The 11390-nt window shown below is 41.8% G+C and carries 12 protein-coding genes and 2 pseudogenes; 4 read left to right on the plus strand and 10 right to left on the minus strand.

Annotated elements, in window-relative coordinates:
• Positions 1-375: 375 nt before the first annotated feature.
• From AB4Z29_RS05190 to AB4Z29_RS05200, 3 genes and pseudogenes are all read right to left on the minus strand, one after another.
• On the minus strand, positions 376-960 hold the full coding sequence (locus tag AB4Z29_RS05190) for a hypothetical protein (protein ID WP_441942039.1): 585 nt from the start codon (positions 958-960) through the stop codon (positions 376-378).
• Between the two features lie 14 nt (positions 961-974).
• Positions 975-1373 carry a hypothetical protein gene (locus tag AB4Z29_RS05195; protein WP_441942040.1) on the minus strand — a complete coding sequence of 133 codons (399 nt, stop codon included), beginning with the start codon at positions 1371-1373 and terminating at the stop codon, positions 975-977.
• Between the two features lie 79 nt (positions 1374-1452).
• A pseudogene (locus AB4Z29_RS05200) lies at positions 1453-1572 on the minus strand (RHS repeat-associated core domain-containing protein); the annotation flags it as partial.
• A 22-nt stretch (positions 1573-1594) separates the two neighbouring features.
• On the opposite strand from AB4Z29_RS05200, the gene AB4Z29_RS05205 reads away from it, so the two are divergent.
• From AB4Z29_RS05205 to AB4Z29_RS05215, 3 genes and pseudogenes are all read left to right on the plus strand, one after another.
• A complete protein-coding gene (locus tag AB4Z29_RS05205) occupies positions 1595-1834 on the plus strand; it encodes a hypothetical protein (protein WP_441942425.1) in 240 nt (79 codons plus the stop codon).
• Between the two features lie 104 nt (positions 1835-1938).
• Positions 1939-2148 carry an IS3 family transposase gene (locus tag AB4Z29_RS05210; RefSeq protein WP_441942041.1) on the plus strand — a complete coding sequence of 70 codons (210 nt, stop codon included), beginning with the start codon at positions 1939-1941 and terminating at the stop codon, positions 2146-2148.
• A 58-nt stretch (positions 2149-2206) separates the two neighbouring features.
• Positions 2207-2707 (plus strand): annotated as a pseudogene (locus AB4Z29_RS05215) (IS3 family transposase); the annotation flags it as partial.
• 285 nt (positions 2708-2992) lie between these two features.
• Here AB4Z29_RS05215 and AB4Z29_RS05220 read toward each other — a convergent pair.
• Together AB4Z29_RS05220 and AB4Z29_RS05225 are read right to left on the minus strand one after the other, a co-directional pair.
• Complete coding sequence (locus AB4Z29_RS05220) at positions 2993-3295, minus strand: hypothetical protein (protein ID WP_441942042.1); 303 nt, start codon at positions 3293-3295, stop codon at positions 2993-2995.
• A gap of 36 nt (positions 3296-3331) precedes the next feature.
• Positions 3332-3610, minus strand: coding sequence for a hypothetical protein (locus tag AB4Z29_RS05225; RefSeq protein ID WP_441942043.1), 279 nt, complete (start codon positions 3608-3610; stop codon positions 3332-3334).
• Positions 3611-3630: 20 nt separating this feature from the next.
• Between AB4Z29_RS05225 and AB4Z29_RS05230 the strand changes: the two genes are divergently transcribed.
• On the plus strand, positions 3631-4215 hold the full coding sequence (locus AB4Z29_RS05230) for a hypothetical protein (RefSeq protein WP_441942044.1): 585 nt from the start codon (positions 3631-3633) through the stop codon (positions 4213-4215).
• Positions 4216-4491: 276 nt separating this feature from the next.
• Here AB4Z29_RS05230 and AB4Z29_RS05235 read toward each other — a convergent pair whose 3' ends face one another.
• The 5 genes from AB4Z29_RS05235 to AB4Z29_RS05255 all read right to left on the minus strand — a co-directional run bounded on the left by AB4Z29_RS05235 (position 4492) and on the right by AB4Z29_RS05255 (position 11113).
• On the minus strand, positions 4492-5397 hold the full coding sequence (locus AB4Z29_RS05235; protein WP_441942045.1) for a glycoside hydrolase family 43 protein: 906 nt from the start codon (positions 5395-5397) through the stop codon (positions 4492-4494).
• A 17-nt stretch (positions 5398-5414) separates the two neighbouring features.
• Entirely contained in the window at positions 5415-6590 is a 1176-nt protein-coding gene (locus tag AB4Z29_RS05240) for a Gfo/Idh/MocA family protein (protein ID WP_441942046.1), read from the minus strand.
• Positions 6591-6797: 207 nt separating this feature from the next.
• Positions 6798-7784, minus strand: a complete 987-nt coding sequence (locus AB4Z29_RS05245; RefSeq protein ID WP_441942047.1) for a zinc-dependent alcohol dehydrogenase — start codon at positions 7782-7784, stop codon at positions 6798-6800.
• A gap of 73 nt (positions 7785-7857) precedes the next feature.
• Positions 7858-9333 carry a response regulator transcription factor gene (locus AB4Z29_RS05250; protein WP_441942048.1) on the minus strand — a complete coding sequence of 492 codons (1476 nt, stop codon included), beginning with the start codon at positions 9331-9333 and terminating at the stop codon, positions 7858-7860.
• Positions 9311-11113, minus strand: a complete 1803-nt coding sequence (locus AB4Z29_RS05255; protein ID WP_441942049.1) for a sensor histidine kinase — start codon at positions 11111-11113, stop codon at positions 9311-9313. The genes AB4Z29_RS05250 and AB4Z29_RS05255 overlap by 23 nt, the downstream gene beginning before the upstream one ends.
• Positions 11114-11390: the final 277 nt, after the last annotated feature.

Below are 11390 nucleotides of genomic sequence, written 5' to 3' on the forward strand. Positions count from 1 at the left end.
TTGCCCTAAGGGTGGCCTGCACTAAATAAGAGTGCAAAAGTATAGATAGGAGTGGAGAATCCTGTCCTGAACCTGTAGGTTTTGAAAGCATATTTTCATATTCGCCCTCTATTTATCTGTTCAACTTACTGTAGCCAATCCAGTTCCGCTCCTTCATGATGATAGGTTTATTCTACAAACCCTTATTTTTTCTGTCCAACTAAGTGTAGACGATCCATATACGTTAATATTATCAAAAATTATTTTAACCTATTTTTGATTTTTATAAAAAAAATGCACATAGATATTTCATCATACTTCAATAGCGATTGAATGAAAATTTTTAATTAAAAAGAAACCACATGGAGTTTTCAATCTCGCATGTGGTTAATGGTCTTATTCTACATATTTTCTCCAGATATTAAATAAATCAAAAAGATTATTTTTTGATGTTCCGTTAACTTCTGCAGAAGCATAATTATTAATAATTCTTATTGGATTGAGGGTCATATTTTTATTAAATCCAACTATTACCGGTCTATTTACATCTACAAAGCTCCGGGGTTTATAAACTATCCCCCATTGGAGTTGAACAAACATTTGGAGAAAAACTTTACTGAAGTAAAGCCCTATGTCCATGATTGTTGTTTCTGTTTCCTTACAGAATTTATACTCATTTACATTTATATCTATTTTGAGCCAATGAGGTAAATGTTCTTGTTCTTCTGCTAGCTCCTCAATTGTCTTTTTCACTTGTTTTATACGCGGTATAAACCAATTCCATAACTCATTTAAACTTTCTGGTGTAAAATCCAATTTTTTAATTGTTCTTCCATCTCTTCCTTCTTCAAATTGGTCAATTAAAATTTGTATTCTATTCTGTTGAATTCCTAAGAACCACTGAAAAAAGTTATCCGCTTCTCTTTTACTCATAGTCTCAAAAGGAATATGCTCGAATGGAGCTTCATAATTAAAGTACACTCATTAGCCCTCCATTATTTAAACATAATATTTATGCCATAACTTGTTAAGGCATCCAACACTCTTTGATCTGCACCTATAAGACCTGTACTAGGGCTTCTAAAAAACACCCAAGTAGCTCCATTTATATCTAGACTTTCCATTAACTCAGCGTCTTTTTTAATCTGTGTCATGACTCTACTTGAATATTTAACGTAACCCATTTTTGATTCATAAGCAATACCGTTAGATAGCTGATCTACATATCTTGCGCCTAGACTGGTATTAAAGTATTGATTTGGTTTTCCTCCCACCATATCTGCGAGCTTAAGCTCACCAAGGACACCTACTTGTGCATTTCTTGCAACCTTTGTTACGTTTGTAGCAGTCGATAAACTTCTTGGAGCTCTGATATTAAGGTGTAATGAAACCATGAGTCCAGAAATATGCTGCGTTTGTGCCGTCTTGTCTTGCTAAATTTACAAGTGTACCAACAACATGACCTTCACTCGCGTGACCAGAAGGATCGATATAAATCAAAGGATTATTCCCGACGTAAGTATACAGATTCATACTCAACGGATTAGAGGTTTCCCCTTCATACGTATCCTCATTTATAAACCGCCCCATTGAAGCAAATGGAATACGGTCTAAAGTGGTCAAGAAATACAAAGCAACAACGAATGTCAAATACAATCTGCTTGTTTCCGATAATCTTTTAAATCAAAACTTTGTAACCCTGAAACCATGTGAGAAATGGTTGACTGATATTACGTATATTCCAACCGATGAAGGCTGTCTCTACCTCGCGGGAGTTATGGATCTGCATGGCAGCATCATCGTAGGATGGGCAATGGACAGGCGCATGAAAACGAAGCTCATTTCTTCTGCATGAAAACAAGCCATAGGCCGCGTAGGTGCAGTAAAAGGATTAATCGTACATTCTGATCGTGGTGTTCAATATGCCAGAAGTACCAACGTCTCCTGGAAAAACACAGCATGAGTCGCAAAGGTAATTGTTACGATAGCGCCCCAATGGAATCCTTTTGGGGGAAGCTTAAAATGGAATGGCTTAATGATTATAAATTTAAGACTAGAGCTGGAGCTATAAAGGCTGTATTCGAGTATATTGAGCTGTTTTACAACCGACGGAGAACACATTCCTCCAACGGGTACATCCCGCCATTACAGCGTTTTGAGGCGGTTTAATATCTAGACTAAAAGTTATAATGAGGTTTTCTTACTGTCTATATAATTAAGGCAAGGTCAAAATTTTGAAACAACGAAACCACGTGAGAAATGGCTGACAGATATTACGTATATTCCAACTGACGAAGGTTGGCTCTATCTCGCGGGAGTTATGGATCTCCATGGCCGCGCCATCGTAGGGTGGGCAATGGACAGCCGGATGAAGACTGAACTCGTATCTTCTGCATTAAAACAAGCCATAGGCCGTGTAGGTGCAGTAAAAGGATTGATCGTCCATTCTGATCGTGGTGTTCAATATGCGAGTAAGAAATACCAACGTCTCCTGAAGAAACACGATTTTGTCTGCAGCATGAGTCGAAAAGGTAATTGCTACGACAATGCACCAATGGAATCTTTCTGGGGGAAGCTTAAAATGGAATGGCTAAATGATCGAAAATTTAAGACTAGGGCTGAGGCCAAGAAGGCTGTATTTGAATATATTGAGCTGTTTTACAACCGACGGAGAACGCATTCCTCCAACGGTTACGTCACGCCATTACAGCTTTTTGAGGCGGTTTAATAATTAGACTAACCGTTTGTAATGAGGCTTTCTTGCTGTCTACTTAATTAAGGCAAGGTCAGGTTTTGGAGTTTACACAAACTTTTTTACGGACTCGACCTTATCAATAATGTGCAAAAAAATAGCCACCTAGAAAGGTGGCTTGCACTCAAAAAGAGTCCAAAAGTATAGATAGGAGTGGAGAGTCTTGTCCTGAACCTGAGTTTTTAAAAGTATATTTTCATAACTAGCCCCAATTTATCTGTTCAACTTACTATAGCCGATCCAATTCAAAGTATTTTGTAATCATTCTTTCATTTGTTTTAATAACTTTTTCAGCTTTACAGTCACACTCTCGATATGCACATTATCAAACCATTCGGCATGAGACCAAAACTTGTTATATTGAATAAGCTGCGAATATGCCTTCAAATATTCTTCTGTTTTATCATTTGTCATTGGTTCAACTCTAAAAATCTGTGAAAGAATATCGAAACATACCACTTTGTTACCATCAACCTCCATCCCTTCGCATAAATCTTTTGCAATTTCGATTTCTTCAATTTCTTCTTTAGTAAATTCAATGTTTTTAATCCAAATATATTTCACTCCTCTACCTTGTTAAATCAAATGTCCGATTAATTGTCATTCCTGGATTAATAGATGTAGAATTTTGCACTCGCATACCTTGAATAGTAAGTGATTCATAACCTTGTTTTTTAATTGTTCTATTATCGCATTTCGCCATTGAACAATATCTTTTGCTCCAACAAGATTTTTAGAATCATTAGCTCCATCAGCATAGATTGCAATATCTTTAAGTGTAATGTGTTTTCCTTTTACAGTGACCTTTGCTATCCCTCCAACTTTTATACCAGAACTAGCCATAAATGATGATTCAAATAATCCTGCTCCTTTCACCATACTGAGAGTAACAGCTGCATTTGGTCGAATTTAAGCAACGATTCACCTTGGGCGCGGTCGATAAAATACTTCTCGATGCCGCCCATGATGCTGAAGCCATCTACAGGCTGCTTCATCACCAGCACATCGAACCCTTTATTGATCTAAATAAGCGCTCCCAGAAAAATATGGAGACCAGCGGCGACATTGTCATTTCGCCAGAAGGCATTCCCATTTGCCCGAATGGGAATAAGATGAAACCCAACGGATTTGAGAAATCCAAAGGCCGTAGGAAGTGGAGATGTTCCCCGTCCTGCGGTTGTTCCAACGCCAAATACGGGAGAACGTACCACACCCATGCTCATGGCAATCTCCGTCTTTTCACAAACACGGTGTGCGGTTCGGATACATGGAAGAACATTTACAAGAGTCGCACTTCCATTGAACGTTCCAACAAGCGCGAGAAGATTGATTACAAGCTCGAATCCGGCAGACATCGCTCGACCATGATGTGGTACATGCGCCTTTATGGCATCATGACCTGTCAGCATCTCGATGCTTGGTATCTGGACCAGAAAGAACACTGGGATCTTGATAAGAACTTATTTTATCCAGCTGTCAGCTAATACTTTTTAAAAATACAAGAATGAAAATTGGTGGAGTCTGCTCATTAATGAAAATGGTTTTCATTATCCAGTTTTTCCAGCTCAGTACCTCAAGTTCTCCACTTGACCCCCCTTTTCCGGATTTCTAATTCCGAGAGGCTATTAAAATAATAAATATTCACTGTATACATCCGCAAGGTTTGTATTAACATTATATCTCAACACAATCCCTTAAAAGCAAAAAAAGCTGGCCTCATGTTACCCAAAGATCAGCTTGTTTTAAAAATATGAGACTTGTTATACCCCCAAGAACTCGTCTTTCCAAGGGATTTCAACCTCGTTACCGATAAATCGGATCGGAAGGAAGCTGTACCCCGACATTCTCAAATCGTCCTTGTCCCAATGATCCAGCATAATATACCATTGCTCGTTTAACTTGAAGGCGTTCGACGTCTGACCATGGAAGGTCTTGCGATAATCCGGCCCCTTGCATGGGTTGTCTATGAGCAGCCACGATCCCATCACTTCCTTGGCGGAGCCATATAACATCGCATTCGGATTCCACCCTGTGYAGCCGGAACCAAACATGTAATAAACTCCGTTTTCCTTGATTACAACCGGCGCTTCACGGAACTGCTCAATAAACGCGAGTTTGGATTCGCCAGTCAACCCTGTATAGTCATCGTTCAATTGGCAAATCAGCGTGGTAGCATTCCAATCCGTGCTGCAGATTAGATAGACGTTATTGTCTTCATCTTGATACAAGGTCATATCCCTGCTATCCTTGTGTTTGCTGCTCGGCTGTAAACTGCCTTGATATTCGAACGGCCCTGCCGGAGCGTCCGCGACCGCTACTCCGATTCGAGCATAATGGTATGATGCGTCATCCAAATGAAACCACATGACGAATTTTTTAGTTTTTTGGTTATAAACCACTTTGGGCCGTTCCCCTACCTTATTCGTGCTCAGCTCATGCTCGTGGTCATCTTCCACAGCTCGCAATACGACGCCTTGATTATGCCAGCTTCGCATATCTTTGGAGGAGTAACAGGAAAAGCCTAGGAAGGGAACACGATTGCCCTGCGTTTCTGCATCTTTGTTTTCTCCATACCAATAATAAGTATCTTCAACCTGAATGATAACCCCGCCATGCGCCTGAATGAAATTCCCTTCCTCATCTACCCAGCATGTTCCATTTTTCATCTTTTTCACATTCCTTTCTAGAGTGTTAATAACAGCTCGTCAATCGATACCCAACGACGCTCTGCAATCGACAGATCTACCGCCTCGAGCACCTCTTGGCATTTCACGCCGTCATGGAAATTTGGAACTGGCTGACGGTCCTCAGCGATTGCCTGCATGAATTCAAGCAACTCATGTGTGAACGTATGCTCGAAGCCGATCGAATGTCCTGCCGGCCACCAAGCATCCATATAGGCATGCGCTGGATCGGTTGCCAGTACGCGGCGGAAGCCCTGAACATCCTCTGCATCCTCCGTGAAATACACCTGCAGCTCGTTCATACGTTCGAAATCGAACTTGATGCTGCCCTTGCTTCCATTAATTTCGAAGCCATTCGTACAGCGATGACCAGCAGCGAGGCGCGATGCTTCAAAACTTCCGAGCGCACCATTCATGAAACGGGATATGAACAGCGTCGTGTCATCAACCGTGACTTCACCGCGCGTTTCTTCCACACCGCCTTTGGCGCTGAGGCCCGTCCCTGCCGATGCCAGCGGACGTTCCTTGATGAACGTCTCGCTCATGCCGATCACTTCTTTGAACTCACCGACGAGAAACCGAGCCATGTCGATTAAGTGTGCTCCCAGATCGCCATGCGCGCCTGAACCCGCAATATCCTTCTGTAGTCGCCATACCAGCGGAAAGCTCGGATCGATAATCCAGTCCTGCAGGAAATTGGCGCGGAAGTGATAGATTTGACCAATTCTGCCTTCTTCAATAAGCTTCTTTGTAAGCTGAACCGCTGGTGAGAATCGATAATTGAAGCCGACCATATGCTTAACGCCCGCCTTCTCCGCAGCTTCGAGCATCTCGCGCGCGTCCTCCAGCGTTATGGCCAGCGGCTTCTCGCAGAACAAGTGCTTTCCTGCCGCTGCAGCCGCAAGCGCAATCTCCTTATGTGCATCGCTTGGCGCGTTAATATCGATGAGATCGATATCATCACGCTGAACGAGCTGTCTCCAATCCGTCTCGGAGCTCTCCCATCCAAACTGCTCACGAGCTTGCTCGACTCCTCTCGGATCGCGTCCACAGATCACCTTCAATACCGGTTTCACCGCCGACTTCGGAAAGAACATCGGGAGTGCTCGATATGCGTTGCTGTGTGCTTTACCCATAAACTTGTACCCAACCATACCTATGTTAATTTTGTCCATTAACATTGCCGCCTCTCTTGCATTATGTTGTTTTCCAATGCGCTTACAGCTATCGTTTAAAGCCTCGTATATTTCTTTAGAATGATCATTAATCTAATCGTTTCTGGTTTATAAAAGCCCATCATAATAGCATGGGCCCTAGTTAGAACCATTTTACAAAATGCATCTAGTTACCCTCAAGCATTACGAAGACTCCATTATTTGCTCCTAACCGTGAAATCCAGAATATGATCTCCCGTATTTATTCGGAACAACAATTCCTTTTAAATATCCAGGTGGTCGTTTTTCAAGACTTTCGAAGGCTTTTTGAATGTCAGCCAGCTCGAACACATGGCTTATAATTTGATCCATTTGAAATACACCATTATTAAGCAATGAGACAGCACGTCGTTGATCGTCCACCTCATTCAAAGAATATCCAGGGTGGGTAGCTCGAATCTCAATGGATTTATTAATAACTGTCTCCATATCAATACTCCCAGCAGACTTATAAGCACTCATTAATACCAAGCGTCCTCGCCCATACTTTAACAACTGGATGCAATCGTTAATAACGGATACGCTGCCAGTTCCTTCAATGACAAAGTCCGCTAAATGACCATTTGTAATTTCATTAATCCGTTCCGGCACTTGCTCACGCTTCGCATTAATGGTATGTGTAGCCCCGTAACGTTTGGCAAGCGCGAGCTTCTCGTCATCAATATCTACGGCTATTAAACCAGCTAGTAATTTACCAGACAAAGCTTGAATAGCCCATAAGCCCATCGGTCCCGCACCCATTATAATTCCAAAATCACCCGCTTCCGGTGCAGCACCACGTAAGACAGTAATCACACATTTCAATGGTTCTCCGAGCGCATGGACAGGGTTTATATGTGGTCCTACTTTAAAGGAGGCAGCTCCTTTAACGGCAATATAGTCCGAAAAACCAGTTAATTGATTCGGGAGTCCTGTGACGACATCACCAATCATAAAGCCACTCGTATTTGTTCCCATTTCCACAACGGTCCCAACCCATTCATGCCCCAGGCTCATTGGTGTCTTGCCAATCCTGCCATGAAAGTGATTTAATTCCCATGTGCATAATCCACAAGCCTCCACCTTTACGAGCAGTTCATCATCACCATAAACAGTCTCTGTCTCTCTAATCTCAAATTGATTGGGCTCTACTAAATAAGCAATTCTTGATTTCATCCAATAACCTCCTAGTAAACAAGCATATATTTAAACCGTGTATTCCGTATTAGGAGCATGACCAATGCTATAACTATCGGAAAACTTTTGATTTACGATATTCATTTGGTGTCATAAGCAACAGCTTTTTGAACACTTTGATAAAATAATGATCATTCCCAAAACCTACCAACTGACTAATCTCATTAACAGTTAGATTAGTCGATTCCAAGTAGCGAATCGCTTGCTTGATCCGAACATGCTGAAGGTATTGAATAAGTGTTTCTCCCGTTTTCTTTCGAAATAAACCGCATAAATAGTTTTCATCCATATTCACATAATCTGCCATAACTTTCAGGCCGTTCTGGTTTTCAGCGTAATGTTCATGTATATAGGACAAGATCTTATTAATTTCCGGATGGTCCGTTACAGGAATAGACTTGTAGCTCCTACCTTTCATATCCTGCACAATCTCGTTTAACAAATCGGATAATAGCTGTTCATGCGAGATGGCTGATTCAATATGCGATTCTATCATCGGATTCGGATTTAAGGTCGTAGTCGTTACACGGCAATATTGACTTACAATATGAGCAGCCATTCGCTTAACTCTATGCACGGGAAGCCGGCGCCGCTTCATCTCATCCCATACCATTCGAATTTCTTTATTCGTTTCTTCAGGAACATCCTGTTCCATAGCTGTGATCAGCCGCCGTTCTGTTTCCCATAGAATCTCCCCATTCTCATTCCTTTCTTCGCCGCTATGAGCCAAAGCCTGATCGCCATACCAATAGTCGCTAAGCTCCGTAAGGAGGGATGACCATAACGCTGGAATTTGCTTCAGACTGCTGGCATTCCTATAGGCATAACGATTAGAAAAATCCTGTTCCAACAGATCGATTGGCATCGAATTTCGCGACCAAGTAATGATCGTTGAAATACCGATATCCGTATAGATTTGAGCCTCTCCTGAGCTCTCTATCCAATTTATAAATACAGAAGGCAGGTGGTCTGACCCATGCAGCACGGAGCATATCGCGCTTATTTGAATTCCTTTGTTACTCAGATCTGCATCAATTACATCTAATTCCATACGGTTCTGAGCTGCTGGTACTGCACTTATCACTCTCCAAATTCGATCAATAATTGCAGGCATGTTCAGAAACAGCTTGTCCCGGGACTGCACTGCTGATTTCTCCAGCTCCTGCTTCACCTTGTTGAGCGATTCTTCAAGGGTACGAATATCCATTGACAGCTTCAAAATATATCCAGACGCACCATATTCCAAAGCTTTCCGCGCATATTCAAAGTCACTCATGCACGTCAGCATAATAAACCTGGTTTCGAGACCCTGTTGACGTACTGTTTGTAGAAGCATCACCCCATCCAACTCAGGCATGATTATATCCGATATGACAAGATCTGGTTTATGCAGCTCTATTAGCTCAAGAGCCTCTAAGCCGTCTCCTGCTTCGCCTACCAGAGTGAAACCTAATGAATGCCAAGAGATCAGCTGTTTGATCGCATCCCTCACAAAAACCTCATCTTCAACCAGAATTACTTTCCACAAGTTGATTCTCCCCTTCCAAGAACGGATTCGAGACAAGTAGCGGAATAGTCGCACGGGCTAACGTTCCCTGGGGCAGCTCTTCAAGGGTGAAGGATGCTTCCCCTTTGTATAAGAGCCGCAGACGTTCACGCAAATTAGTCAATCCGATCCCATTTCGCTTACGATTGCGGAGAATACTCATCTGTTCCGCTTGCTTCAGACCGATGCCATTATCCTCAACTTCTATGACAAGCTTCTGCCCTAATTCCGTCATTCGTATAACAATTCGACCTTTATCCTTCAGCTTTGAGAAGCCATGATGAATGGAATTCTCTACAAGCAGCTGAAGACTCAGCTTGGGGACAAGCACATAATCTAGCGAGGGATCTACGAGATAGATAACTTCAAATGGATATTGCCATCTTTTTTGAGTGATATAGACATAAGCACGAACGAGCTCAAGCTCATCTTTAGCAAATATCAGATCAACATTCGTATTCAGGCTCGTTTCCAGAAGCTTGCCCAGACTCAGACAGATTTCAGCAATATCATCCTGCTTACTTAAGACGGCTTGCCATTTCACCATATTTAGTGTGTTAAGTAAAAAGTGAGGATTCATTTGAGAGAGCAGCATTTGAAAGTGCATCGCTTCTTTTTGCTTCTCTTCCAATTTGAGCTTGGTAAATAGCTCATAAATATCATCCGTCATCCGATTGAAGCTTTGAGCCAAAGCCAGTACCTCCCCGTCCATTCGCTTCACATTTAATCGGTCGCGAAAATTACTGCTCACAATTTTATCCATTTTCCTTTGAAGCAACTGAAGCGGTCGAGTCAAGCTCGATAATATGACAAATGTAATGAGAACAAAAAGCCCGATGAAAATTGTATACGTTTTCAAATACTGCTGTTTCATCCCACTAATATCTCCGATATATGAATCAAACGGGAACTGGCTGACCAATTTCCAGTCCATAACGGATAAATATTGAACGTTCAACAGCATATTGGATTTGCGATCGAAGTACTCCTGCGCGCTATTGGAAGGTTTATGAAACCGTTCAATCCATTCAGCAGCCAAGCTCGCACTGTTGCGCGTACGAGAGAGAATCTGCCCATCTGCGTCTATTAAGAAATAATTTTGGAACACGGGAAAATCCCGAATGATTGATTTCAACCAACTGTCATAATCGAAGCTAACCTGCAGATAACCAAAGGGCTCTTCATTCCCTTGCTGCAATACGGACAATAGCGATAGCTGCCGCTCGTTATGTGAGGAAACACCAATATCCCCCATTTCTTCTTCTAACCAAATAAGCGATTGCCCACTCTCGGCCATCTGGGTTAATCCCTGATTACTTAATACATCATTTGCCCGCAACTGCTTAAGAGGCGTGTACGAAGTAAAGACCTGACCTTGTTTGTCGACTAGCGAATAGTATACAAAAACGCTGTTCGGCGAACTCCGGCTGTTAATATGCGCCAATTCATTTTCTATTTCTATTCTTCTTGTATCCAAATCTGCTAGGCTGCCGTCGCCTTGAGTGAGCCAAGTATAAAATCGCGGATCATTCTCAATCTCTAAAGCATGCGTTAACAGATTCGTATGTAATAAGTTGAATTTCTCCTTCACTTGCTCAATTTGTAGTTCCGTTTGCCAATTCACTTTCTGACGGAGGATTTCTTCAATTTGGCTATAATTGCGAATTTGGAAAATAAATAAGGGAACGAATACGAATAACAAAATAGCGAAAAAAAGCTTATATTTTATTTTGGAGGGCAGCCAACGCCGTATGGAGTTCATCGTGTATCGCCCCTCGATTCTCATAATGGTCACCATTCTCTCCAACCTTTGTTTTGTGATTGGAAAATGCTGTGACAACTACATTTTATATGACCGATCTGGGCAATACAATGGTCATAATTCTGAAGTCGATAACACAAAATTAGTTTTTATTTCAATTCATTCGAAGCTAGTAATCCATTATACAAAACAGAGGCTCTCCTAACTTATCTGTAAGATAAGCTGAGAAAGCCTCTTTATTTAGTCAATCATTATAACAGTTCTCATGTCTATTCTG

This window comes from Paenibacillus sp. 2TAB23 (assembly GCF_052115165.1).
Lineage (GTDB): Bacteria > Bacillota > Bacilli > Paenibacillales > Paenibacillaceae > Pristimantibacillus.

Bases quoted from the DNA above. Each gene is read 5' to 3' on its own strand.
- AB4Z29_RS05210 (WP_441942041.1), top strand. From the start codon at position 1,939: ATGAGTCGCAAAGGTAATTGTTACGATAGCGCCCCAATGGAATCCTTT.
- AB4Z29_RS05195 (WP_441942040.1), bottom strand. From the start codon at position 1,373: ATGGTTTCATTACACCTTAATATCAGAGCTCCAAGAAGTTTATCGACT.
- AB4Z29_RS05225 (WP_441942043.1), bottom strand. From the start codon at position 3,610: ATGGTGAAAGGAGCAGGATTATTTGAATCATCATTTATGGCTAGTTCT.
- AB4Z29_RS05245 (WP_441942047.1), bottom strand. From the start codon at position 7,784: ATGAAATCAAGAATTGCTTATTTAGTAGAGCCCAATCAATTTGAGATT.
- AB4Z29_RS05255 (WP_441942049.1), bottom strand. From the start codon at position 11,113: ATGAACTCCATACGGCGTTGGCTGCCCTCCAAAATAAAATATAAGCTT.
- AB4Z29_RS05240 (WP_441942046.1), bottom strand. From the start codon at position 6,590: ATGGACAAAATTAACATAGGTATGGTTGGGTACAAGTTTATGGGTAAA.